General features: G+C 45.0%; 23 protein-coding genes. 4 read left to right on the top strand and 19 right to left on the bottom strand.

Annotated elements, in window-relative coordinates:
* Positions 1 to 19: 19 nt before the first annotated feature.
* The gene (locus tag ACZ481_RS05615) at positions 20 to 823 is read left to right on the top strand and encodes an ABC transporter ATP-binding protein (RefSeq protein ID WP_464769181.1); all 804 of its coding nucleotides are present in this window, start codon (positions 20 to 22) and stop codon (positions 821 to 823) included.
* On the top strand, positions 820 to 1,563 hold the full coding sequence (locus ACZ481_RS05610; protein ID WP_464769180.1) for an ABC transporter permease: 744 nt from the start codon (positions 820 to 822) through the stop codon (positions 1,561 to 1,563). The genes ACZ481_RS05615 and ACZ481_RS05610 overlap by 4 nt, the downstream gene beginning before the upstream one ends.
* A 64-nt stretch (positions 1,564 to 1,627) precedes the next feature.
* On the opposite strand, the gene ACZ481_RS05605 is transcribed toward ACZ481_RS05610, so the two are convergent.
* The 5 genes from ACZ481_RS05605 to lpdA all read right to left on the bottom strand — a co-directional run bounded on the left by ACZ481_RS05605 (position 1,628) and on the right by lpdA (position 7,704).
* Positions 1,628 to 2,290, bottom strand: a complete 663-nt coding sequence (locus ACZ481_RS05605) for a superoxide dismutase (protein ID WP_464769179.1) — start codon at positions 2,288 to 2,290, stop codon at positions 1,628 to 1,630.
* Positions 2,291 to 2,535: 245 nt separating this feature from the next.
* Complete coding sequence (locus tag ACZ481_RS05600) at positions 2,536 to 3,891, bottom strand: S-layer homology domain-containing protein (RefSeq protein WP_464769178.1); 1,356 nt, start codon at positions 3,889 to 3,891, stop codon at positions 2,536 to 2,538.
* A 437-nt stretch (positions 3,892 to 4,328) separates the two neighbouring features.
* The gene (locus tag ACZ481_RS05595; protein ID WP_464769177.1) at positions 4,329 to 5,309 is read right to left on the bottom strand and encodes a lipoate--protein ligase; all 981 of its coding nucleotides are present in this window, start codon (positions 5,307 to 5,309) and stop codon (positions 4,329 to 4,331) included.
* The gene (gene lipA, locus ACZ481_RS05590) at positions 5,306 to 6,178 is read right to left on the bottom strand and encodes a lipoyl synthase (protein ID WP_464769176.1); all 873 of its coding nucleotides are present in this window, start codon (positions 6,176 to 6,178) and stop codon (positions 5,306 to 5,308) included. Before lipA ends, ACZ481_RS05595 begins: the two co-directional genes overlap by 4 nt.
* A 137-nt stretch (positions 6,179 to 6,315) precedes the next feature.
* Positions 6,316 to 7,704 (bottom strand): dihydrolipoyl dehydrogenase, encoded by a 1,389-nt coding sequence (gene lpdA / locus ACZ481_RS05585; RefSeq protein WP_464770581.1) that lies wholly within the window; start codon positions 7,702 to 7,704, stop codon positions 6,316 to 6,318.
* 270 nt (positions 7,705 to 7,974) lie between these two features.
* Between lpdA and ACZ481_RS05580 the strand changes: the two genes are divergently transcribed.
* Positions 7,975 to 8,760 carry an MBL fold metallo-hydrolase gene (locus ACZ481_RS05580; RefSeq protein ID WP_464769175.1) on the top strand — a complete coding sequence of 262 codons (786 nt, stop codon included), beginning with the start codon at positions 7,975 to 7,977 and terminating at the stop codon, positions 8,758 to 8,760.
* Between the two features lie 78 nt (positions 8,761 to 8,838).
* Here ACZ481_RS05580 and ACZ481_RS05575 read toward each other — a convergent pair whose 3' ends face one another.
* The 9 genes from ACZ481_RS05575 to ACZ481_RS05535 all read right to left on the bottom strand — a co-directional run bounded on the left by ACZ481_RS05575 (position 8,839) and on the right by ACZ481_RS05535 (position 19,502).
* On the bottom strand, positions 8,839 to 10,032 hold the full coding sequence (locus ACZ481_RS05575) for an ATP-binding protein (protein ID WP_464769174.1): 1,194 nt from the start codon (positions 10,030 to 10,032) through the stop codon (positions 8,839 to 8,841).
* 105 nt (positions 10,033 to 10,137) lie between these two features.
* Positions 10,138 to 12,144, bottom strand: a complete 2,007-nt coding sequence (locus ACZ481_RS05570; protein ID WP_464769173.1) for a methyl-accepting chemotaxis protein — start codon at positions 12,142 to 12,144, stop codon at positions 10,138 to 10,140.
* Between the two features lie 14 nt (positions 12,145 to 12,158).
* Positions 12,159 to 12,932, bottom strand: a complete 774-nt coding sequence (locus tag ACZ481_RS05565) for an enoyl-CoA hydratase/isomerase family protein (RefSeq protein ID WP_464769172.1) — start codon at positions 12,930 to 12,932, stop codon at positions 12,159 to 12,161.
* Between the two features lie 41 nt (positions 12,933 to 12,973).
* A complete protein-coding gene (gene bzdQ, locus ACZ481_RS05560; RefSeq protein WP_464769171.1) occupies positions 12,974 to 13,846 on the bottom strand; it encodes a benzoyl-CoA reductase, bzd-type, subunit Q in 873 nt (290 codons plus the stop codon).
* 61 nt (positions 13,847 to 13,907) lie between these two features.
* Positions 13,908 to 14,678 carry an acyl-CoA dehydratase activase gene (locus tag ACZ481_RS05555; RefSeq protein ID WP_464769170.1) on the bottom strand — a complete coding sequence of 257 codons (771 nt, stop codon included), beginning with the start codon at positions 14,676 to 14,678 and terminating at the stop codon, positions 13,908 to 13,910.
* Between the two features lie 143 nt (positions 14,679 to 14,821).
* Entirely contained in the window at positions 14,822 to 16,219 is a 1,398-nt protein-coding gene (locus ACZ481_RS05550; protein WP_464769169.1) for a phytoene desaturase family protein, read from the bottom strand.
* A 27-nt stretch (positions 16,220 to 16,246) separates the two neighbouring features.
* Positions 16,247 to 17,011: an ATP-binding protein gene (locus ACZ481_RS05545; protein ID WP_464769168.1), complete on the bottom strand. Its 765-nt coding sequence runs from the start codon at positions 17,009 to 17,011 to the stop codon at positions 16,247 to 16,249.
* Between the two features lie 91 nt (positions 17,012 to 17,102).
* Complete coding sequence (locus tag ACZ481_RS05540; protein ID WP_464769167.1) at positions 17,103 to 18,197, bottom strand: 2-hydroxyacyl-CoA dehydratase family protein; 1,095 nt, start codon at positions 18,195 to 18,197, stop codon at positions 17,103 to 17,105.
* A 177-nt stretch (positions 18,198 to 18,374) separates the two neighbouring features.
* Positions 18,375 to 19,502, bottom strand: a complete 1,128-nt coding sequence (locus ACZ481_RS05535) for a 2-hydroxyacyl-CoA dehydratase subunit D (RefSeq protein ID WP_464769166.1) — start codon at positions 19,500 to 19,502, stop codon at positions 18,375 to 18,377.
* A 992-nt stretch (positions 19,503 to 20,494) separates the two neighbouring features.
* Between ACZ481_RS05535 and ACZ481_RS05530 the strand changes: the two genes are divergently transcribed.
* Positions 20,495 to 21,691 carry a response regulator transcription factor gene (locus ACZ481_RS05530; RefSeq protein ID WP_464769165.1) on the top strand — a complete coding sequence of 399 codons (1,197 nt, stop codon included), beginning with the start codon at positions 20,495 to 20,497 and terminating at the stop codon, positions 21,689 to 21,691.
* A gap of 197 nt (positions 21,692 to 21,888) precedes the next feature.
* Here the strand turns inward: ACZ481_RS05530 and hypB are convergent, their stop codons facing one another.
* From hypB to ACZ481_RS05505, 5 genes are all read right to left on the bottom strand, one after another.
* Positions 21,889 to 22,563, bottom strand: coding sequence for a hydrogenase nickel incorporation protein HypB (gene hypB / locus ACZ481_RS05525; protein WP_464769164.1), 675 nt, complete (start codon positions 22,561 to 22,563; stop codon positions 21,889 to 21,891).
* A 39-nt stretch (positions 22,564 to 22,602) separates the two neighbouring features.
* A complete protein-coding gene (locus ACZ481_RS05520; protein WP_464769163.1) occupies positions 22,603 to 22,944 on the bottom strand; it encodes a hydrogenase maturation nickel metallochaperone HypA/HybF in 342 nt (113 codons plus the stop codon).
* A gap of 149 nt (positions 22,945 to 23,093) precedes the next feature.
* A complete protein-coding gene (locus ACZ481_RS05515) occupies positions 23,094 to 23,888 on the bottom strand; it encodes an SDR family NAD(P)-dependent oxidoreductase (RefSeq protein WP_464769162.1) in 795 nt (264 codons plus the stop codon).
* A 28-nt stretch (positions 23,889 to 23,916) separates the two neighbouring features.
* Positions 23,917 to 24,819 carry a phosphate butyryltransferase gene (locus ACZ481_RS05510; protein WP_464769161.1) on the bottom strand — a complete coding sequence of 301 codons (903 nt, stop codon included), beginning with the start codon at positions 24,817 to 24,819 and terminating at the stop codon, positions 23,917 to 23,919.
* 109 nt (positions 24,820 to 24,928) lie between these two features.
* Positions 24,929 to 25,786, bottom strand: coding sequence for a 3-hydroxyacyl-CoA dehydrogenase family protein (locus tag ACZ481_RS05505; protein ID WP_464769160.1), 858 nt, complete (start codon positions 25,784 to 25,786; stop codon positions 24,929 to 24,931).
* Between the last annotated feature and the right edge of the window lie 35 nt (positions 25,787 to 25,821).

Raw genomic sequence — 25,821 nt, 5'->3', positions numbered from 1 at the left:
GCCCGAAAGGAGGATACTTGTGGCTTTACTAAATCTCGACTCGGTATCGCTAACCTATCCGGGCGATGAAGTGCCTGCCCTGACCAATCTGACCTTAGCTATTAATCAGGGTGAATTCTGGGCGGCAGTCGGTCCCAGCGGTTGCGGTAAGAGCTCAACGATCGGGCTCATGGCCGGATTGACGCCAGCCACAAGCGGCCGGCTTACGCTCAAAGGGAGCGCGATTACCGCTCCCGGCCCTGACCGGGCGGTGGTTTTTCAGGATTACTCCCTGTTCCCCTGGATGACAGCCCTGGACAATATTCGCTTTGCCCTGAAAGAATCAGGCCGGAGCACAGGCCGGGCCGCCACCCTGGCGGCCCAGGAACTGCTGGCCCTGGTGGGGCTTAGCAGCTACAGTCATAAATATCCGGCTGAACTGTCAGGCGGCATGCGCCAGCGGGTAGCGATTGCCCGGGCGTTTGCGCTTGATGCCCCGGTCTATCTCATGGACGAGCCCTTTGGGGCTGTTGACGCCAGAAACCGGGTAAGCCTGCAGGAACTGCTGCTCAAACTCTGGGCAGGAAACGGCACTAAAAAAACAATTTTTCTGGTCACTCATGACATTGATGAGGCTTTATACCTGGCTGACCGGATTGCCGTATTTACTCCCGGCCCCGGCCGGATACTGAAAACGGTCGAGGTGCCCTTTCCCCGGCCCCGGCGCCGTTTCTTTCTGGTCCAGGACCCGCACTACATCGCCCTGCGCAACGAGATTCTTTCTCTCTTGCAAAAAGAAATCCTGGAAGAGCTGCAGCAGGTGGAAGCAGGTGCCGGCATATGAATCAGGTCAGCCGTGACCGGCTTATGCTGGGAACAGCCCTGCTGCTGCTGTGGCAAACAAGCACCGCCTGGCTGCAGCTGCTCGACCCTCATCTTTTTCCCCCGCCCCTGCAGGTACTTGGCCTGCTGGCCGAAGACTGGCAGGTATTTGCCAAAAGCCTGGTCAGCTCGTTTTCTTTATTATTTTGGGGCTACCTGCTGGCTGTTGTCCTGGCGGTGCCGCTGGGCCTTGTGGTCGGCTGGAACCGCCGCCTGAAACTGGCGATCGCACCGGCTACCAACATCCTGGGGCCCATCCCGCCGATTGTTTATATCCCCTATGCTATTGCCATCCTGCCAACCTTTACCCTGTCCTCGATCTTTGTCATCTTTATCGGCGCTTTTTGGCCGCTGTTCATCAATACCGTCGCCGGCGTGGAAGCGCTGGAGAAAGGAATTGTCGACTCGGCCCGGACCATTGGTGTAAACCGCACCTCCATGCTGATCCATATCCTGCTGCCGGGGGCGATGCCGCATATTGTCAGCGGCGGCGTCATCAGCCTGGTGTTGGCTTTTATCCTGTTGACCGCAGCCGAAATGATCGGGGCCACCAGCGGCCTGGGCTGGTATGTAAAGTATTTCTCGGACTTTGCCGACTACCCGCGGGTAGTCGCCGGCATTATTGTCATCGGCGTGGTGGTTCTGGCCTTAATGACGCTGTATACGCGGGTTACCGGCTACCTGCTGCGCTGGCGCAAATAGGGGCCCCCTAACTAAAACGGCAGTCTGCTTCCCAGCGAAGCAGACTGCCGTTTTATTATGGCCTTTATTCTGTTATTAATAAGGGCAGCTGACCCTGCTGGGCGAGAATAAGCCGGTTTTCGACTTCATTCCAGTTGATCAGCTTTAGCCAGTCCCGGACGTAGGCTTCGCGGTTATACTGATAATCAAGATAATAGGCATGCTCCCACACATCCAGAACAAGCAGCGGGATCGCGCCCCACTGGGTGAGGTTTTGATGTTTCTCGGCGGTCAGGATCTCCAGGTGATTCCAGGCCGGATTCCAGACAAGTATTCCCCAGCCGGAGGCCTCCACTCTGGTGGTGGCGAGGGCAAACTGCTCAATAAAGCTGTCAAAGCTCCCGAAATATTTATTAATTTCTTTCAGCGTACGCGGGCCGGGCTCGCCGCCGCAGCCCACGGGAGCCATAATCGTCCAATAAATGCTGTGCAGGATATGGCCGGAACCATTAAAAGCCAGCTCATTTTCCCAATACTTCACATATGTGAAATCATTGCGCCGCCGCGCCTCCACCAGCGCTAATTCGGCTTTATTCAAGCCCTCCACATACGCTTTGTGATGATGGTTGTGGTGTATCCTGATGGTTTCGGCGCCAATAACCGGTTCCAGTGCATTGTATGGATAGGGCAAGGGCGGCAGCTTGTGTTTTCCCGGGGGAACATAGCGCCGCAAGGCTTGATTTGCCATCTGCATAAACCTCCTGTCTCCTTAACATATCTCCTGTTATATTATATTGGCGAATGTAAAAGTCGTGACAATATCCTGATTAGAAAAACCTGGCTTATGTCAAGTTCCTTCAGACGCCGTTATAAGCAGCCTATGCCTTTATCAGCTTGAGTAATCAGAGGCTTTGAACCGAGTTATTTAGTTTAAAGCAGCTTGCACACGACATTTTTCAGATGCAGACGCCCCCGGTATGTTACGGGGAACAATTAAAAATTGTAATTTATCCCGGCATATGCATTAAATTCGTGGCCATCTGAGTGTGGAACCTTCAAATCGACCGCAAAGATATCAACATAAATATTCTTATTCACCTGATGTGCATAATAATATCTCCAGCCATCAAAATTGCTCATCATGGTCTCTGTCCACCACTTGGTATGGAAGAAGCCTTCTCCTCCCGATAATGTATCCATCGCAGACATTGAACTGTTGAAAGGGTCTATTGCATTTCTTTCTATATCAATATATTGAACCACAAATGTATCTTTACCCTTTATATATCTTGCACCAGCGCTATAAGCCTGATTATCCTCTTTATAGCTGGATTCAGCATATTCACCAATGAGTGCCAGTGTAGGCGAAAGGTTGATTGTAGAATTCACAGCCCAAAAGTCCTTAGCTCTCAAAGATTGTGCCCAGTTGGTATTAGGTATATCCGGTTTCTGAGCTTTGTGTGAGACATATGTTCCGCCTAATATTACATTATTACCGACTTTACTGTTCAAATCCACGCCAAACCAGGTTGCCCGGGAATTGCCATAGCCTTCAAGGTGGCCAGCGTCAGTTGTATTGCCGGCAACAAGAGTCGTGTTAACATCGCCAATTTTTCCTCTAGCGGTCAAACCTACAAATTGGTTATTCCACTCAGCATCGTAACCAGTACTGATCAACAGGCCTTGGCCAAGAGTGAGACTCTGCTTACCCAAGATATACTTCCACCCGTTTTTCGTGTACTTAATACCGTATTGGTCAACGTGTGCATATGGAATCTCAGGTCCCCAAGACGAAGTAGTGGATAACTCGTCAACTCCCCAGCAATCACGCGCGACAAAACGCGCATAAGCTGTTGTAGCTTCGTCGATTCTATTATTAAAATTAAGAAGAATCCGGCTCGACCAAATAGAACCCTCCACTTTTTGGGCATTGTTTTCGACAGTGTTTTTAGCATGTCCAAAGGATATGCGAACATTACCATCAATAGTGAATTTATTTACTTGATCCTCCACTTTTGTCAGGCGAATACCTAGTTGCTCCAATTCGCTAGCGTACTCAGCTCCAAGCTTTTCAATAAGCGCCTTATCTTCAGGACTGGCTTTGTCCATCTTATTCATGGCTCCAGCCACCAATACAGCCATTTCATAGCGAGTTATATTCCTATCGCCCCGAAAGGTGCCATCACCATAGCCGGTAATGAGGCCGGCCTGCTTTAACTGACTGATTGCGTTATAGGACCAGTGACCAGGCGCAACATCTGAAAACAGTTCGAGATTTGCGGCTGCCGGCATACAGCATACTCCCATAATAAACACGAATGCTAACAGGGTGGTCGCAATTTTTTTCACGGTTTTCTCTCCTCTTTAATGCCTTTTTTACCACAATTTCCTATGTTAATCCAATGTGTTAAAACCAGAGATAAGTGCTTTTCGTTTTCCTAGGTCCTAGTTTCCTAGTTTCCTAGCTCCTAGGTTTCTTAAAAATCATCCAGAACTGGCAAGCCTGAATCTATCACCTCCAGTAGGTCACAACAAGTTACTAAGATTTTGCCTCCCTTCTTGCCGGCAGTCTTGTTGAATGAAGGTTGTATTAAAATAACCGTTCATTCTATTTTCAATATTCTTACTATTATAAATGTACTAAAGATTGCTAGCTAAAGAAATCGCCCCGATTTACCATTTATTCACCCTTTCTTCCTCCTATATATCAGCCTTTTTTCCTACTTGCCCAGTCCGGTCAGTTGGCGGCCTAACCAGTTCACCGATGTAACGTCCAAGTCTGATTGTTAGATAATGCAGCGAACCAAGTCCTCGTTACTAATCAAATAAAAATATTTTGCTGCATGGATATCCTCAAGTGCGCCGCTAATATTCTCTTCTTTATAGAGACATCCTAGTAAGGAGCGGGAAACAATTTCAATATCACCCTGGCTAAAGAAATCGCCATATATTTTACATTGCTCAATAACACCTTTATTTACATAAATATTAAATTCAACCTTGCCGCCTGCGAATCTTTTGCTTCTTATCATGTTAAACTTCGGGGATCTTCCATAATTCCACTCCCACTGCCTAAATTTATCGTCAGCTATTTCGTTCACTCTTTTTATATCTTTGGGGGTTAACTCGTAACTACCATCTGTACTTTGCAGCAGATCATGCAGCATCAATTCTTTAAACGCTAACATATCAATTTTTTCCTGTAAATGCTCTGTTATAGTGGTCACTCTTTCACGTACAGATTTTATTCCTTTTGAAATAATTTTCTCCTCGGAGACTGTTAAGGCGTTGGCAAGTTCATCTAATTTCGTGTCAAACAAGATCGAACCGTGATGCAGAGTGCAATTTGAGTCAATATACTGCGCATTTCCGGAAACTTTCCTACCCTTGATCAGTATGTCATTTCGATTGCTGCAATCCGCATGTATCCCCAGCTTCAACAACGCTTTCATGACGGGATCTGTATAAATTGCAAAATTAATATTATTGCCGAGCTTATTTTTAATAATAAAGCTGAACTGCCAGGTAGCCGGATCAGTGTATATTGTCCCGCCGCCAGTGATGCGCCGGACGACCTGGATCTGCTTTTCTTTCACATAGTCTTGATTTATTTCCACTAAAGTATTTTGATGTTTTCCAATCATTATGGTAGGTGTCGTCCGCCAAAAAAGAAAAAAGTCCTGTTTTAAATCAATTTCTTTCATTAGGTAGTACTCAAGCGCAAAGCAAAAATAAGGATCCTGTGAGTTATTTTCCACATACATCATTGGCGTATGCCCTCGTTTTTTATTATCTCAATTGCGTCCAGCGCATTATATGAACTTCTTACCAAGGGAGAACTCGCTATATATCTTAACCCTTTCTTTTCACCAATTCTTTTATATTCAGCAAATTTTTCCGGACTAATAAATTCTTTTACAGGAATATGGATTTTGGATGGTCGTAAATACTGACCAATCGTAAAAATATCACATTCTATATCAACCAAATCATCCACTACTTTTAAGACTTCTTCTTCGGTTTCCCCTAATCCGAGCATAATGCCTGTTTTAGTAATAATCCCCGGATCTTTAGCTTTAACATATTTTATAACACCTAAAGATCTTTGATAATCGGCCTCCGGCCTCACCTCGGCATAAAGGGATGGCACGGTTTCGATATTATGGTTGATTACGTCCGGTTTGGCCGCTATAATTTTGTCTAAGTTCCGCTCCTTGCCGTTCAAGTCAGGTATCAGCACTTCTATTGTCGATCCGGGCAACGCTTTTTTTACAGCAAAAATGGTTTGTACATAATGCGAAGCTCCACCGTCCGCCAAATCATCGCGGGTTACCGATGTGATTACAATATGCTTTAACCCCAAGCTTTTCGAAGCAATTGCTACATTGTCAGGTTCTTCCGGGTTTAAAGGAAGAGCTGCTTCTTGGGCAACAGCACAAAATTTACAATGCCGCGTACAGTTATTCCCCATAATCAAAAAAGTAGCGGTGTTTTTTTGATAGCATTCCCCAATATTAGGACAGTTTGCTTCATTACATACTGTATTTAATGATAATTTCTCAAGCATCAGATTCAGTTTATCAACATCATGTTTGTTATATTTTGCACTCAACCATTTTGGTCTTTGATTAGCCACAATATCACCTCGTTTATTTCAAATTTCATCCTTGCGCTACCAGTTTGCAACCTGATGCTAAGGGCTACAGGGGCTCAGCGATCGTTTATGCCGCTTGCTACAACAACATCACTGCCCCCGCCGCAGTCGCAAAATTTTTATGAATGCAGGCCTAATCCAATAGCAGCACCTGCTGTTTCGCCGATTATTTCTGACAATGACGGATGAGCATTGATAGTATTGGCCAGTTCCTCAACAGGCAAATTCAACGTAACAGCCAAAGTCGGCTCTGCGATCAGCTCAGTCGCTTTAGGTCCGATAATTGAAACTCCTACTATCCTGCCGTTATCCTTATCGAACAGCATTTTTATATAACCTTCATTTTCCTTTTCAATCATTGCTTTGCCATTGCCGGCAAAGCTTTCAATTTTTATACTTAAATTAGTTATTTGCTCCCGGGCTTCTTTTTCAGTCATACCCACTCTGGCTACTTCCGGATGAGAGAATATGCAGCCAGGTATCGCATGATACTGAGCCTTTGCCTCTTTCCCGGCAATATTCAAAGCTGCTACTTTGGCTTCATAATACGCTACGTGGGCCAGTTGTGGTGATTTTGTCACATCTCCTATTGCATAGACATTAGAAATATTTGTCTGCATTTTTTCATTTGTTTCAATAAATTTTTTATTGTAAACAATGCCAAGCTCCTCTAAACCGATATCAGATAAGTTAGCCTTTCTTCCTACACATACAAGTACTTGTTCAACTGTAAGTTGTTGGCTGGAACCATCACCGGCTTGAATTTCCAGCGTAATATTATCTGCTGTTTTATTTATTACTTTTTGGGCTTGAGAACCGGTTAGAACGTTGATCCCCTGAGCAACCAGACTCTTTTTTAATGACTCCCCAATTTGTGCATCCTCTGTTGGAATTAAAGATGGGCTGAGTTCTATAATTGTCACTTTTTTGCCAAATTTCTTAAATATTGAAGCAAACTCCACACCAATAACGCCGCCGCCTATAATCGCAAGGCTCTCCGGCAGCTTTTCGATATCCAGCAGTTGAGTGCTGCTTAATATCCGGATTCCGTCCGGCTCCAAACCAGAAATAACAATCTCGCTGCTGCCGGTAGCAATGATAATCTCATCGGCCCGGAGTGCTTGCACACCCTCTTTACTAGTTACCTGCACTGTATGGGGATCTAAAATCTTCCCTGTGCCATTAATTACATTTACCTTGGCCTTTTTTAATAAATATCCGACCCCATTTCGCAACTGAGTTACAATTTTTTTCTTGAAGTGTGAAGTTTTCTCAAAATCAATAGTCACTGGTCCGTCTACAGATATGCCGTAAACTCCGCCATTTAACGTTTGGGCATACACTTTAGACGCTTGTACAAATGCTTTCGTAGGTATGCAGCCTACATTCAAGCAGGTTCCGCCCAAGTGGTTCTTTTCTATCAAAGTAACAGCCATACCCAAGTGTGCACTATACAGGGCAGCTCCGTAGCCGCCTGGACCCCCACCAATGATTACAACGCTCTTCATCACTCTATAACCCCTTTCCCAAAACAGTAATTTTTAATTTTGTATTTTATTGTATAGTTCATATTAGCACTTACTACTTTATCTAAGAAATTAGCTAAACACACTATTTGTAATCTCTTTTTAAGATAGGTTTAATGGTTCTTTAGGGGGGATTTATATAGCCTTTTATCCTATTTATCAGATATCCCCGATCATTTATAATGTAGGATGCAATATAAATAAACCTGGATTATACGTAACGCATTTTACAAAGGCGGTGTACAAAAGACATTGAATATAGCAATAAAATGTCTCTCTAACGCAGGTCTGGTTTTTAAATCGCCCCAAACCACACTACTTGTTGACGGCTTATTTGGAGGAAGAGAGACACCTGACCCTTGCAACGAATCATGGCCTTTCGAACCGATGTCTGATACATTACAGCATAGTATTATTAACGGCAATACAGGCTTTACCCCTATAGACTGCCTATTGTTTACCCATTGTCACGCCGATCATTATCATAGTGGCCTCGTGGGAGAATGCATTAGGCAGAACAAGGTTAATCATCTTGTTCTGCCTAATGATAATGAAAGAGGTAACTTTAGTGTCACAATGCCGCTTTGTCAGGATTATGAAACTAATGTGATGCTTATGGCTACTCCTCTGGGTGTCAAACAAACAATTGCTATCAACGACATGAAAATATCTTACTTCAAAACCATTCACCTTTCTTCTCAATACACCAATGTTCCTCACTACAGCTTTATAATCAGTGTTGATGAAAAAAATTTTTACATAGCAGGAGATACTGATTATTCGGCAGAATACCACAAAAATATTGTAAACAATCTGAAAATCGATGCTGGTTTTTTTAACATCCTGCACTTTAATAAAAAAGCCGGCCGGGAGTTTATTAATACCATAAATCCCGGCAAGGCGATTATGTATCATCTTCCTTTTCGTGAAGAAAATGCAGATTATCATAGGATAGCTAATAAAACCATTACACGCTACGGTAGTACTCTGCCAGCTTGCACAATTTTAACGCATGAGTTGGAACAAATTGAATTTTAATACAATTACAGAAGATATTGCGAAAGGCACCTGCATTCTCAGGTGCCTTTCGTAATATAATGGCGAGCTAAATGATCCTTATTTTTTCCCAAGTCTTCCTTCCGCCTGTATGGCAAAAGTATCAAACATAGTCTTCGGCGGAACATATTGCTTATTTTCCGGTTTTCTTTTTAGAATCAGTGCCTTGGTCGGGCAATTATTCACGCATACTCCGCAACCAACACATTTATCCATATGGTACGCCCATTTTCCGTCGTTCATAAGAATTCCTTCATGGGTAAAGCAAACCTCGGCACATTTCCCGCACTCCATGCATTTATCCTCGTCAATATCGACGTAGTAATTGGTAACCATTGTAGAAGCTTTTCCTCTAAAGGCCTTAAGCGAGGCTAAAAGATCGCAGCAGCATTCACAACAGGAACACATGATTTCTGATTCCATGGAACCAGCCGCCATCATTACAAGGTTGTTTTCTTGATTATGCTTTATTAGCGCTAAGGCTTCCTCCTGGGTAATATATCTGGACACTTTCAGATCATTTACATAAAGATCCGCCCACTCATCATATTGAATACAGCAATCATAAGGTTCGTCTATAACCTTACAGGGCTCCGGCTTAAGTGACTTGCACATGCAGGGAGCAACGGCAATTCTCTGCTTGGATTTAATAATTTCGGTTACATCCTCATAAGGCAGTATTTTGTTGTCGACAGTAACCTCCTGATTTACAGGCAAATATCTCCAGCTGGGAATATTCTGATCGAACACAGCAGGCATTACCGCTTCTCCAAGATACTGACTGAAAAACGGAGCACCTTCGGTTGATAAACGTGCAGCTTGAAACTCCAGGAGACCAGGGGTATATCCTATCAGCCGGTAAAAGTCCTTGCCATTTTCTTTTCGATGGAATATGGATCCTCTTTCTGTCGTTGCCTGTAAAATGTCTGCTACTGCTTTCACATCATTACGCTGTAAATTCGCCGCGATTTCTTCAGCATCGGCAAAGTCGTCTATCGGTATCCCCAAAGCAACTTCGGCTTGCTCAGGTAAAAATAAAAGCTTCAGTAAATTGTAATCGGAATTTTCCGTCCCGCCTACTTCAGAAGATTTTGGGAAACCGGTTGCAATCAGATGCATTCTCTGCCGCAGCTTCTCATAAAGCTCTGCATACTTTGGATCATTGGCATAGTGAGGAAATGCTTCAACGCCCGAAGGTTCACCTTTGAGTACTTTTCTTAGTTGCTCAAAGGTTTTTTGTACTTGATTTTTCATTACTGACCCCTCCCACTATTTTTTGTCCAATAAATGTGAATAAACAGAATTTTTCAACCAGAGCAAACCATGGCGATCAATCTCCAAACCAGCATCTTTGGTTCATTAACCCCTAAATCTTTGTACAGATGTCTGCAGTTCTTCGGCAAGCTTGGACAATGCCTGACTGGATGCGGCGATTTCCTGCATAGCTGCGGCTTGTTCTGCGGACGAAGCCGACACGTTCTGTGTTTGCGCCGAAATGTCTTTACTAATTCCGTCAATTTCCCGAATGGAGGCAACGATCTGATAGCTGCCGGTAGCCATTTGCTGAATGGCTGCCGAGGTTTCCCTGGTCTTGGAAGACATGTGATTAATATGTGCAAAAATTTCTGCAAATGATTGTCCGGCATTATTCACAACTTCAGTGCCTTGTTTAACTTCATTTGTCGCATCATTCATCACAATAACCGCACTTTCCGTATTGTTCTGAATCTCATTAATCAACACTGCGATCTCCTTTGCCGCTTCCTGCGACTGTTCGGCCAATTTACGCACTTCTTCAGCAACAACGGCAAAACCTCTGCCTTGCTCGCCTGCGCGCGCAGCCTCAATAGCTGCATTCAAAGCAAGCAAATTGGTCTGACCGGCAATACCGGCGATTGTGTCTACTATCAGCCCAATCTTCTTGGAATGTTCCCCTAGCCTGGTTACAACATCGGCGGAGCTAGCAACTGATTTTTCAATACTTACCATCTGACGAATAGCTGTAGTTACCGTATTTTTCCCTGCTTGGGCCGCACTGGCGGTATTAGCGGACATATCAGACATTATATTTGCATTGACGGCAATTTGCTGAATATCTGCCGACATTTGTTCTACCACTGCCGATGTTGAATCAACAGCTTTAGCCTGATTAGTCGACCCCAGTGCTACGCTATTGATTGCGACAGCTACCTGGCTGACGGCAGTTGCCGATTGCTCGGCACTTGCCGTTAATTCTTCAGACGAGGCGGCAACCTGTTCCGCATTTTTCTGTACTTGCTGGATCAAGGTCTTCAAATTTGACCTCATTTCATTAAAGGCAGCCGCTAGCTGTCCAACCTCATCGTCTGAGGAAACATTTACAGTCTGAGTGAGGTCGCCGCCAGCCAGCGTGTTTGCCGCCCCGACCAACTGAATAATGGGATTGGCCATGTTAGCGGCAATAAAATAGGCAATGATTGCTCCTAGCATTATGACAATAATGCCGGCAATAATAGCCTGGTTTCTTATATCATTAATGCTTGCCAGAGCCTCTTCCTTAGGTAATGCCGTACCGACTCCCCAAGAGGTCCCCGGAACAGGTACACAGGCGGCATATTCTGCAGTGCCGGCATACTCATACATTTTTGCAGCCTTCTCTCCGTTAAGCGCCGCCTGAGTTAATTCAGAAAGTATCGGACCAGCATCATGCAAAAGATTCAGTTTCATAACAACTTCTTGTTTAGGATTTATGAAAATGAGACCTGACTTTCCGAAAGTCGAAGTGTAACCGTTCTGGCCGATTTTATGGTTTATAACATAGTCAGAAATGCTATCTATCATAATAGGCGCTGCGACATAGCCCCTAATCTGGCCTTGCTCGCCTGTGACCGGAGTTATTACTACAGCCGAAAGTTTGTGAGATATTGGTGAAATTACCGGATCTCCGGCTACTACCGTCTCATTTTTTTGTAAAACTTCCTTAAAATATTCGATTCCGGCAACCGATCCCGCGCTTCCGTGAGCCCCTACATAATTCCCATTCGGTTCAACAAACATTAAATCTTCCATAGCGGGCATAGCTTTTTTCAGCTCGGTAATTCTTGCAGATATTAGCCCGGCGTTACCTGACTTAAGCTTATCTTCTAAAGCTATTAACTCCACGATTGCTTTCATCGCTGCCACGTCCTTACCGATTGCCTCGGCGGCAACTTCAGCATTTGCGATCATATTTTCTTCAACTTTTACGCTTAAAGCCCTTTGACTGCTTTGTAAATTATAAAAGCCCAAAACGCCGGCGGATGACGCTAATACTAAGCAAATGCCAAAAATTAATTTAATCTTTATACTCGCTATGCGAATATTGGTCCTCTCTGTTATTTTTAACATTTTTTAAACCTCTCTTATTTAAAAACAGGTTTTCTTTTGTTCAAAAAGGCATCAACCGCTTCTTGGCAATCTTCTGTTTGCATACATCGGCTCTGGGCAAACGCTTCTATTTCCAAAAGCTCATCAATGCCTAAATCCATACCCATATTCAGTAGTCTTTTGGCCGCTGCCATGGCAATTGCCGGCTTTCCTGCCAACTGTCCGCTCAGTTCACTGACAGCAGCTGTTAATTTTTCGTGCTCAACCACTGTATTAACAATTCCGAGTCTGCAGGCTTCCTCAGCATCAAAGTTTCTGCCGGTAAAAACAAGTTCCTTAGCTTTCTGCAACCCGGTCAGCCGTGAGAGAAAATACAGACCGCCAAGATCAGGCACCAGGCCGACATTAACAAAGGCCGCGCCAAACTTGGCCCTATCTGAGGAAATAACAATATCGCTCAGCAATGCCAAAGACAGGCCCGCTCCCAGTGCATAGCCATTAACAGCAGCAATAACTGGTTTAGGCAAATTAACAAAAGCACCTACCATTTTCTGGGCACCTTTGACGAACTCAATGCTTCCTTCCAGGTCAAGTGTCCGGAAAAAGCTGATATCGCCGCCGGCACAAAACGCTTTGCCTGTTCCTGTAATGACAACCACTTTTACATTATCGTCATTTTTTGTTTCCTCTAATGCCGCCGCAAGCTCCATGGATATTGTTTTATCCAGAGCATTCATTTTTTCCGGAACATTCAGTGTTACTTTGGCAATCCGGTTTTCCACTTGATACAATAATGCAGTGTACTCCATGTTCATCCTTCTTTCTGTTAAAATTTGCTGTCCTGTTACTTTTACTTTTTCTCCACTAAAGCCTTGGCAAGCAATGCGCCGCCCAAAGCACCGGCAATCTGGGTGTCAAATTTTGGTTTCAATGCTTCCAGGCCTAACAGTTTCTCAATTCTGCGTACCACACCTGAGTTCTTGGCGATGCCACCGGTGATGGCGAAGTCCGCCTCTATGCCGTTGCGTTCTAATAATCTAACCACCCGGATAGCCATGGCCGCACAATAGGCGGCCAGCACTTTCTCTTTAGACCATCCGGCCCGCAGTAAACCCATGGCTTCTGTCTTCGCAAAGACTACGCAAGTGCTGGATACCGGCTCCGGCTCTTCCTCAATGGCGAAGGACATTTCCCCGATATTTTCGATGGGTACGGCCAGCAGATCGGCGAATGCTTCTATACCGCGGCCGGTACCGGCTGCGCATTTGTCATTCATCAAAAAGGAGGTCACTTTACCTGTTTCATCACAGTGAATGGCTTTGCAGTCCTGACCGCCCATATCGAGCAGGGTGCGTACGGTCGGACCATAGATGAAATTAGCCCCCCGGGCATGACAAGTGATCTCGGTGACAGTTTTATTGGCAAAGGGTACGTTGACCCGTCCGTAACCTGTACCAACGGTGAAGTTTATATCCTGTATGGTCAGGCCGGTTCCCTCCATAGCCCTGGCCATTGCATCACAGGCTGAACCAGGGCTGTCCGCTCCAGTCCGGATGCTGGAGAAAGCATACAGTTGACCGTCTGTCATAATAACTGCTTGTGAGCTGGCGGAGCCGACATCCACGCCGGCGGTCACCAGGCTGCCATGCCAATCTGAAATCTCGGGGTTTTTCCAGTTGTATTCTTTCCATCGCCAATACTCTCGCTTTTCTCGTTCGCTCATTCATCTTCCATCCCCCTCCGTTCTTTATCCAACCAGCAGGGACTCTTCACTTTAAATTTGCTTACACAGTCTCAGCAGCGTAGAGAGCTGCCCCTAATGCGCTCATATAATCAGGATCTTCCGGTATGACAACGTCTTTGGCCAGCACATCTTTTACCGCTTGGACTAACCCGACATTGTTACCAGGTCCACCGATCAAAGCGATACCCTCCACAATGCCTGCCCCGCGTACCATGGAGGCGATCCGGATTGCTATTCCTTTATGAATGGCATGGGCGATGTCTGCTTTAGCCGTTTTTTGGTGAATCAGGGATATCACTTCTGATTCCGCAAACACAACACATTGAGTATTCATCGGTACTTCCTGGGCGTGTTTCAGGGCGAGCGCGCCCATTTCTTCCGGTGTAACCTGCAAAATCCGTGCCATGGTTTCTATGAAAGCGCCGGCGCCAGCAGCGCATTTATCATTACCCGCAAAACTGGCAATCTTACCGTCAGGTTTCAATATAATAACCCGGCTGCCCTCCGCCCCCAGGTCGATGATTGTGTTTACGTCCGGTTTAACAAAGCGAATTCCCCGCGCAGCCGAACTAATTTCACTTATATTATCTTTGGCGAATTTTACTCCATTGCGTCCCACGCCGGTGGCTACTACGGCTGCTACTTCGTCGGTTTGCACGCCGGCACCGGCCAGAACCGTTTCATATACTTTTACTGCCGAACCATTAGTGTCAAAATCGGTCAAGGCCATTGCCTTAGCCATGATTTTTCCATTGTTTAAGACGACCGCTTTCGTGTTCCGGCTTCCACTGTCAATTCCCACTGTAAGCATTTGCCTTTCCTCCCCCATTTAAAGGAGTATTGCTTAAAACTTGAACACCATATTTAAGACCACAATTTTTATCCTATAACTAACCTGCTCTTAACTCCCATCTTCTGCCCGCGGGAGTTAAGAGCAGCAGTAACAAGTCCTGATTATGCGTTATTTGCCTCTTGCCAAGCTGCTTCTTTCTCACCCAGTTTGGCAAGCAGTTCAAAGGCAGAGTTTATCGCTAGCTCAATCCCAACACCTGAGCCGCCGGCCTCAGCCCCACAAAGATAAAGACCGGGAACGGCCGTCTCTACGCCAAGACGCGATTTTCCAACTTGACCGACAGTCTGGCCCAAACCGATAATGGCGCCGTTTTCCACGACAGCAGCATGCAGACCAGCCGGTGACGTCACATGGCGCCACATGAGAGCCTCCTTTAAACCAGGAAGTATTTTCATCGCCGTGTTGACGATGATCTCTTCGAGTCTGTCAATATCGGGGGTCTCATAGGGAATAATCGCACCGGCTGTTATAAGTTGATGGCCCGCGGGCGCGCATTCGGAAGAAAAATTAGATGGCACAGGCATAAAAAGAGGCACTTCATCAGGGAATCTGCCAGCCAAAAGATCCTCCTCGAAACGTTTAGAATCGAGCCCCTCTACGATATGAGTAATGAGTCGTAAATCGGTCACCGAATGCTTCAAAGCCATGCGGACAATGAGCATACTGTAAGAATAAGTCATGTTTTGAACCCGTGAGTACTCCTTCGCGGAAAGTATCCCCGTTGGCAATAAATCGAGAAGGGTCCGGCGGCCATCGGCATTGGAAACAATAACAGGGGCACGGTACTCTGCATCCTCCGTACGGACACCCACTGCCTGGCCGTTTTCGACGATGATTTCTTTCACTTGGCTGCTGGTCCGGAGCACAGCGCCGTTTTCCGTAATCCCATCGGCGAGGGCCTGCGCGATGACCCCGCATCCGCCCACCGGATAGCCGCTGGCCCGCGACTGCGCCTCATGACAGAAGCAGCGGATGAACTCGCCGGCACTGGCCTGGTGATGCGGAACGCAAACATAAATCTTAACGATGTTGTTGAAACACTCCAGGGCTAGCGGATCATGAATTCCCTGCTGGTTCAGGTAAGTGCACAAATCCACGTGGTCCAACTTGTGAGAGTCGGCATCACTCAAGTTGCGAATTTCTTTTATAGCAGACAGGACTGCCGCATATTGCTCATCAGAGATACGTCCCGCAAGACCTTTAGGAAAGGCAAAAATCTCACCTTTATAACTCGTCATGGGACGGACATGTTCCCAACTGATATCGTTTTCCTTACCTAATGTGCGCAAAACAGCACCCAAGGGACCTTTCTCGCTTTGCGAAATAACATGGGCCCCGATATCAAGGGTGAAACCATCGCGCTGGAAGGAAGAAAGCCTTCCGCCCACGACGCTGTTTTTTTCGAGCAGCAAAACCTTTTTGCCCAAGCGGGCACTTGCTACCGCACTAAAGGCTAAACCGCCAATACCGCCGCCGATCACTATAACATCATAGTTCATTCCTCTAATCCTCCTCTTTCCTTGGGCCTACTCAAAGTCAGGTACAGTCTGTTTTACTATCTGCCGGACAGCCATCAGACAGGGTGAAGCGGCCGGAAGTTCCAGCAAAGATCTGCCGGCACGGTCGTAGTCGTTTACAGTCTTGTCTTCCGGAATACAGCCGAAAATTTCCAAACCTATTTTGTCGCTGATTTCCTGTAGTGATTTGTTATCGTCACGGAATCGGTTCAGGATCAAACCAGCCCGCTTCACCTGGATATTGTCCGGAGCCATAGCCACTTTCATGATGGAGTTCGCTGTTTCCAGACTCCGGGCCGACATGTCGGCAACAACCAATAAAACATCGATACTCTTGAGCACTCTGCGGTTAAGCTGTTCAGGCCCGGCCTCACCGTCAATGATTGTGATGTCATAATCCTGAATGAGCGTGTCAATCCCGTATCTTAGCAGGTCATTGACTGCACAAAAGCAACCCGGCTCTTCGGGGCGCCCCATGGCCAATAAATTAAAGCCGCTTCCCGGTGTCAGAAGGCTTTTCATCACTGTCCGCATGGGCTGATCTTCCATCTCGCGTTTCATCTGTTTACTGCCGATGATGTCCTTGCGCATCTCGCTCACAGTTTTCTCGATTTTCATTCCCAGCGTATACGGGAGGCTCATGGCCGAATCGGCATCAATTGCCAATACCCGGCCTTGTAAACGCTCTGTCAGTACTTTAATCATTAGGGTGGCCAACATGGTTTTGCCGGTTCCGCCTTTGCCGGTAACAGCAATAGATTTTATCTCATTCAACAGAATCCGCCTCGCTTTCCCGGAATCGCGATCCACCGTTTCTAACTTAGTGGACCGCGGTAACTTTATTTACAGTTCAGCTTCTCAGTATTTATTTCGCACCCTTACTTTCGATAAGGGTGTCCATATATTCTTTTATTGTTTCTTTAATGGCCTCTTCCGGCTTATACCTGCGGTCTACAGCATCCAGCTCAAAGGTCAGCGTCGGCATGTCGAATTTATTATAGACCATATCTTTAATCAGCTTGCCCGCAGCCCAGGTATGTTTGCACCCCACATGGCCGGCAAAGAAAGCCGCATTGCATTTATAATCAGTAATAGCTGTTTCAACAAGCTCCATCCACGGTTCTACAGGGCCGGAAGCTCCATGTGTCATTGGCGCTCCCAACATTCTCTTGGCGAGTCCGGTATATACCTCCTCCTCATTCCAAGGATCTCCGATCAGGTATGATGCCTGATAGCCAAAGGCATCCATTATCACAACAGCGCCATACTCTTTCTCCAGCCAGTCTAAAATACCCACATTAGACCAGATCATGTTCTGCAGCCACATGATTCTAAACTTTTCCTCACCCTCAAGACAGCCTTCTTTTTTATCGGCCTTGGCTTTACCGGTTTTATACTGAGCCGCCAAGAAACCGATGATTTCCGGACTGCCAACCATCGCGCCGAATAATTCGTTTAAAACCAGCAGCCTTCCCGGCAGCGGACAAGGGATGTGTTGTCTTAACTCGGCAATTTTACCGAGCAGTTCATAAGCCTTGTTTGAGTATTCGATAACTTCGGCCATCCGGTTCCAATCCAGTTTATTCCCGGTCACCTTTTCCAGAAAGGCAACCGCCCCTCTCATTTCTTGGGCGATATAAGCAAAGCCCCGTTCGTCTTTTTTATAGGGCGTATCAATACAATAAGAAGGAACGCCTAAGTAATCAGCCATGGCCGGATAAGCGGTCCTCGTCGAGTCGCAGGGTGCCGATGCATAGATTATGGCATCCGGTTTCTCCATATCGCCAGAGAGAACGGCCCCAATATCGGTTTTATCGAGGCCGCACAGACTGCTAGGCACATACTTTTCAGCGATATCCACATACCTGGCAACCCCTTCCTTCGAAGAAGCAATCCGCGTGGGTATACAATCCAACAGGAAAGGCACCGCTCCAAAAGCATAAATTAGCTCGGGTGGCATATTCGGTCCATGCAATATCAATTTAAGCCCTTTCTCGTGAGCCTGATAAACGCTCTGCCAGTATACTTTCTGTACCTCAAACATCCACAGCCTGTCAGGATATTTTTTTCGTGCATGCTCTACTATACTTTCTGATTGTTCAGACAACTCTTTAAAAAGGTTCTTTTGTTCGCTCACTTAGCTCCCCACCCCCTGAAGCATTTCTATAAAGGCTTCGACCCGGACGCCAACTTGCAGCGAATTCGTCATGATCTCTTCCCGTTCCAGAGCAAGTACGGCAATATTTTCCTTTTTGAATCTTTCTTTCAAAAATAAGTTTTCGCCACCCCACACGTCACAGTTCTTCATCTTCGCAAAGATAATCCCCTCAACATTGTGGCTTTTCACCATATCGATAGTAAAATCGAACAAAGCCTGATGCTGATCCACCATTCGGTGGCAGGTCGGCCGTTTGAGATAGGATGTTGCCAGAGATGTCATCCCATCTCCTTCCAGCACTACCGGTTCCCAAAGGTATCTGCTGCCAAAACACTGAACATCAGTGACGACCATCCCCCCGTTAGCCTCAATGATCTTGATAAATTCCGGATCGTCAAGCGCACTGCCGATAATCATCAGTCTGGCACCGTAAGTGGTCAAGGGCTCCTTACCCTGCGCCTCTTCCAGGTAAGCACTCAAAAGTTCATTGTATTGTTCTTTCGGCATAGACATGGCAGCTAAGAGCATTTTTTGGCTCTGGGCTCCGGTTAGAACTGGCGATCCGTTTCGCCGCAGATCATACAGTTTCCTGATCAGTCTCCGGGTTTCATTGTAAACTTTTACGGAATTTTTTAATTTTTCGTCGGTGATGGCAACACCGGTGAACTTCTCCAGCCCTGCTTTTAATTGGTTCAGTTCCTCTCGATAATAGGAAATAGCCGAATCACTGACCTTCCGCGGAACCGTCAGTGATTGCAGATAAGGCCGCGAATCATTTAGCCTCCAGTTATCATACAAGCGCTGAGAATGCATGCAACCATTGGAAGTTACCACTCCGTCAAGAAAATCATAGGTTCCATTAAATAATAATTCCAGACAAGAACTCGCAAAACTGCAGCTAAAGCTGGTCATCCAGCTCTCGCCCCGACTGTTGTCAGTACAGCCTGTTGCTCTTATACGATACGGGAGTAAACCGGCAGCATGGATTATTTCCTCCGGTACGTGACAGCAGATAGTTCCTATAACCTTCTTGCCCTGTTTCTTCCAGAACTGAACGGCTGGATTGGGCAGATTGGATTCAAGAATTAATTTTTCGTCGCTTTTCATATGTCCTCCAAACCTCTTGGTGTCTAGACCTTAATTTACTGTTTACTTTGAAAGTTTTCAAACAGGCCGCCACGTCTATGTTTATAAGTATATATACTTTTCAGTTATTGATAAATCGGAAAAAGGTACTATTTGGACTGAGTGTGAAGCACTATAAATACCCCGAAAATCGGTTGTGGAAATAATAAAATTGGCCAATATATTTATAAAAGTGTAAAAAGATAAATTAACCTGCACGCCGCAAGAAAACGGGAAAGCTGGATTTTAAAATCCAGCTTTCCCGCAAAAAAATTCGGCAGCTTGTAAAAGTCGGGCTTCCTCCCTGAGAATGCTCAGTTACAGAAAAGTAAAGCTACAAACACTTTTTAAATTAGCTTTTTAAGTTCTTTTATTCACAGGCAGGGACTTTATCTTATATTGTCGAATTATATCGAAAATACAGAAAATAAGTTTATGCGACCATACTGTAATTTATTTTAATTTTTATTTTTCTTTCACGAAATAGACAGGTGATTATTACTTATCAATTTTATTTCAAGTTATTTTATAGTACTTTTGTATTAATTAGAATACACTATATGTCCGATTAATAAAAATATACAGACATAATATACTAATAATACAGAAAATAATATCATTTTATCAGCTTCAAAAAGAATATTATACCAATCCAGATGTACATTACGTGTATCCATCACGTAAAGCATGGCAGGTGATGACTATCAGCTGAAAACAGAAAATCTAGCTTGGAGGACTAAACGTTTAGCCTCATATCTCTGCGTGTTTTATTTGCCAGAATGATCGTTTTCGGGTTATTTTACCTGATCGCTTACACACGTGCTTCTAGTGCAAGCAGTCTCCTGTTTCAATACAAGCAAATGTAACGCATTCATAAAAAACTGACCTTTGAGGTACCCTTTTTATCTTGGAAGGATTAAAAATGCAAAAAAATATTCGAATTTTCGTTTTTTTTTGCATAGTAGGAGGTATATATGAAAAATTCATTGGCTAAACAGGATACCATTCTAGAATTCTTATATGAATTAGATTCTTCCCCCGCTGACTTTGTACCGCATGTGCTTATATTGCTTAACAAATACTTTGGCTTTGAAAAGATTGCCTTTTTAAATTGCAGAGAAATCGATATCTTTGATATTTTTAACGCTAATGAGCCACAGGAGAAAAAACAAAATTTCAAAAATGTTTTAGAAAGTACTTATGCCATCAAGGATTCAGCTTCACTGTTGCAGCAATATAACAACTTCTATTACTCAATGGATTTTATGACTTTTGATAAGATCCCGCCAAAACTGAGTAATCAAAATATTATACTTTCCTCGCAATTGCCCCGCAATGTCATTAATATCAATTATAAACAGTACTTAGAGAGTTTATCCTTGCAATTTTTTTTAGTAACTTATCTGCTGGATGCGAATAATTCCTGTTTAGGAAGAATTGTATTGGCTAATTCAAAGGAAACCGGCAACTTCCAAAAAAGAGACTTACAGATAATGTCTGCTATCGCCAAACATATTTCCTATCGTTATTCCCACTTTTTGAACCGGAAAGCACTTGTTCAAAAACTTGATATCTTGAATAAATGTAATTTCAATATATCTATTGGTATCATCTTATCAGACAGCCAATTTAATGTGGTAGAGTCAAACAAGGCAGCTTCTGAGTACTGTTCGGAAATATTAGAATTTCAAACCAGCACGCAAGACAAAATTATCTATAAAGTATCTAGAAATAGTAAATATCAAGCCCAACAGCAGGTTGTCAATATCGTCACTGACAACCTCATCTCCATTAAAAATAATGCCCAAACGGTTTTCAAAACCTACTGTGCAAATTATGTATGTACTATTACTCCCTGTATTATCCACAATATACACAACAACCGCGAAACTCTTTATTATATATATATATCCAAACAAATTAATTCCGATCGAGACAATCTTGAAAAATTTGCCCAACTGTATAACTTAACTACCCAGGAGCTCTCCATCATACACCTGGTCAAAGAAGGGTGCAGTTCAACTGAGATTAGCCAAAAATTATTTATCAGCAAGCACACTGTAAAGTCACACTTTACAAATATATATAGAAAACTGAATATTTCAGGTAGAGTGTCGCTTTTACACAAACTAACATGTGCATCCAATAAAGCGGAAAACGAATCCCTGTAGTATACCTTGGGGTATACCAGAACTTGAGGACTTAATGCACTTGCCATGGAAACTGTTGTGGCACAAAACACTAAATAGGATGACGAAAACTCCGGTACGATACAGATAACGTACCGGAGTTCACTTTTGCCACTTCACTTGTTTTTTTAAACACTCTGATACTTCTTGTGAGCGAATGAATTGGCTAGGCGGTGCGATTACTTGCCTGCTTTTTTTATCTGCACAGCCTGCCTCAGCCATTGATACCAATTCTCCAGCCCTTCGCCGGAACGGGCCGACAAATCGAAAATCGTGGCTTGCGAGTTGACGCGTTTGAGGTAGCCGTTGCATTCATCCATTTTAAAGCCAAGAATGGGAACAAGGTCTATTTTATTGATCAGGATAACCTGAGCACTCATGAACATCACCGGGTACTTAATGGGCTTGTCCTCCCCCTCGGTGACACTAAGCGCCAACACCCTAAAATCTTCACCAAGATCAAATTCAGCGGGACAAACCAAGTTTCCAACATTCTCGATGAACAGTATGTCCAATTTGTCCAGATCAAAACTTTCCAGCGCTTTCTCTACCATCGGTGCATCCAGATGGCAACCAGCCATGGTATTGATTTGCACGGCAGCAACACCGGTCCGGGCAATACGATCAGCATCATTGGAAGTTTGCTGATCCCCCTCGATAACGGCCATGTTAAATTCGGACTTCAAATCTATTCCCGTCCGCTCCAAAATCGTGGTCTTGCCAGATCCCGGGGAACTCACAAGATTTAATACGAGAACACCGCTATCGGCAAATTTTTGCCGAAGTACCTTAGCTATGCGTTCATTTTCGCTGAAGATACTTTCGGTCACTTGTATGATTCTTGACTGTTCCATATCTATTACGCCTCCTTATAATCTGCTGCTGGAAACTTCTTACATTGCTATGAGCTCTTTAATTTTAAGCTCGCGGCCTGAGAGGATCTCCTGTTGACCACTCGAACAACTCGGACATGTAAACTCCTTCTCGACCACATTGTATGTGGTATCACACTGCTTGCAAACGCCGATGGCCGGTACCACCTCGATCACCAGTTTGCACTGTTCCAGCATAGTGCCATTAATCACAAAAGGATAGCACATCTTGGCGGCGTCAGGAATAACAGCGCTCAACTGCCCAATCTGTAGAACGAGTCTAATCACCTTTGTCGCACCGCTTTTCTTGGCGTGCTTTTCTGCAAGGTGTACAATCTCCATCATGACTCCGGTTTCATGCATAGTATCTCCTCCTTCTCTTAATCAGTCACAGCGCCCGCAATTAGTATATCATATAAATTGCTTCCAGCAGCGGCCAGCCCACTTTATCGTTTAATACGCCAACAGTAACCTATTGCAATATTAAATACCAGTAAAGGCCGCTAGTACTATTAGACCGCATACCAGCCGCCATCTACAGGCATAATATGACCAGTAATATAACTAGCTTCATCAGAGGCGAGAAACAGCGCCGCATAGGCCTGCTCATCCGGAGTCCCTAAACGATTGATAGGAAGATTACCTTGTAAACCGATTTCATTAAGAGCTTTGCCAATCATTTTCTCCCAGCCTTCACCATGCATGGGAGTTGCAACCCCCCCTGGGCAAATGCAGTTAACACGGATGTTGTCTGGTCCTACGTTTGCTGCCATCACTCTGGTCAGGGCAACAATGCCCCCCTTGGTAGCTGTGTAGGCATCGGCATTCTGCACAGCCTTGATTCCATTTTCTGAAGAACAATAAACAATCGCTCCTGACTGCTGGGCAAGCATATGAGGCACGATCGCCTTAGTTACTAAAAAAGTACCGGTTAGGTTGATGCGAATCATCTTTTCCCAGCTTTCCAACGGGAATTCCCATAGTTTTCCATAAACCATGAATTGGTCGGAATGCATGGAACCGCCGGCGCCGGCAAAGTGACACAGAATGTCAATTCTGCCGTATTTTTCGATGGCAGCCTTAGCCATAGCAGCCGTGGATGCTTCTGACGAAACATCTGTTTTCACAAATAGGGCTTCGCCTCCGGCGGCGCGAATTTCAGCCTCCATCGCCTGGCCATTTTTTTCATTGATTTCGGCAATAACAATTTTGGCTCCTTCGGCGGAGAAAATTCTCACGGCAGACTGCCCCATTCCACTGCCGCCGCCCGTAATAATAGCTACTTTGTTATCAACTCTCTTAGACATGTTTTATTCTCTCCCTCTATTTTTTCATTCAAGACTTGAGGTATAAAGCCAACCGCGACGCACAGGCTATGGAAAGCAACTTTGTCCTGGCAGAATCAGCCCGGCTTGTCAAGACAATCGGTGCGCTGGCTCCAACAATAAGGCCGCCAATCTGGCAGGAAGTCATCTGGTTAACCGTCTTATATATGGCATTACCTACTTCGATATTGGGCGCCAGGAGAATATCGGCGTGTCCGGCTACTTCGCTGCCTTTTATCCCTTTATGCTGAGCAGATTCAGCGCTTATCGCCGTGTCAAGCTGGAGAGGTCCGTCTACCAAACAGTCCCTGATCTGCCCGCGTCTGTTCATCTGTGTTAGCAGAGCAGCGTCCAAGGTCGGAGGCATATCCGGGTTAACGAGTTCCACTGCCGCTATACCAGCAACCTTTGGCATCATAACACCCATTGCCCGGGCAACTGTGACAGCATTTTGGATCAACCCGGTCTTTTGCCGCAGATCAGGGTACATCACCATTGCGGCGTCAGTTAAGAACAACAACCGGCCATAGCTGGTTGCTTGGATAATTGTAACATGGCTGAGCATGGATCCGCTTCGCAGGCCATATTCCTTATCAAGCACGGCTTTTAGCAGGTCAGCCGTCTGCAAAAGACCTTTCATCAAAAAGTCAGCCTGCCCATCCCGCACCAATCGGCTTGCACGCAGCGCTGCCTTCGCTGGTTCCTTCTCATTGAGCACCGTAATGTTAGACAAATCCATACTCATTTCGCTTGCCAGCATCCTTATTTTTGCCTCATCACCAATAAGCAGGGGTATGGCAATGCCCTGCTCCAGTGCAGCCAGAACCGCTTCCAGAACCGGTTTGTCCTGTGCTGCTGCAACTGCAACTTTCTTGGGAGACTGCTGTGCAGCTGCGATGATTTTCTCAAACATGATTCCAACACTCCTTAAAGCCATGTTGCTGCTGTATTCGCTATATGTAAACTAAGAGAGGGGTCTCTGGTAAGAAACCCTTCTCTGTTTTCAAATCAATTACCTATTCTTAGTTATAGTTATAGAATCCGCGGCCATTCTTTCTGCCGTAATGGCCTGCTCTTACCATCTTAACCAACAACGGGGAGGGACGATATTTACTGTCACCGGTTTCATGGAAGAGAGTTTGCGCTACCAGCAGCAAGGTATCCAGTCCCACCATGTCGGCCAAGGCAAGCGGACCAATAGGCATGTTGCAACCCAAGACCATGCCCTTGTCAATATCTTCAGCCGTAGCAATTCCCTCGCTTAACACAAATATAGCTTCGTTAAGCATGGGAACAAGGATACGGTTGACACAGAATAACGGGGATTCCTGGACGGCAATGGCTTCCTTGCCAATTTTTTTACCCATTTCTAAAGCCGTCGTAAAAGTCTCGTCAGAAGTGTCATAACCACGAATAACCTCTACTAATTTCATAACAGGCACTGGATTAAAAAAATGCATGCCGACAAATTTATCGCTGCGTCCGGTAGCAGTTCCAATCTCAGTAATACTCAACCCAGAGGTATTGGAAGCAAAAATGCAGTTAGGCTTGCAGATTTTGTTGAGTTCAGAGAAAAGTGCATTTTTTACGCTTGTTTTTTCTATGATTGCTTCAAATAGCATATCCACATCAGCTAAATCGGTTTTATTCGCAGTAGTCGTAATCCGGGCAAGAATTGCATCGGCATTCTCCTGGGTTTGTTTACCCTTGGCAATAGCCTTGTCCTGCAATGCTTGAATATTTTTTTTGCCTTTTTCCGCTATTTCTGTGGTAACATCATAAAGAACGACAGGATAACCAGCGGTTGCAGCAACCTGGACAATTCCGCTGCCCATCAGCCCGGCGCCAATAACTGCGACTTTTTTAATATCTGTTATCATTCTTAATTCCCTCATTTCACCTTTTTATAACTATA

Source organism: Sporomusa intestinalis, assembly GCF_055383785.1.
This window is presented reverse-complemented; position numbering and strand designations above follow the sequence as displayed.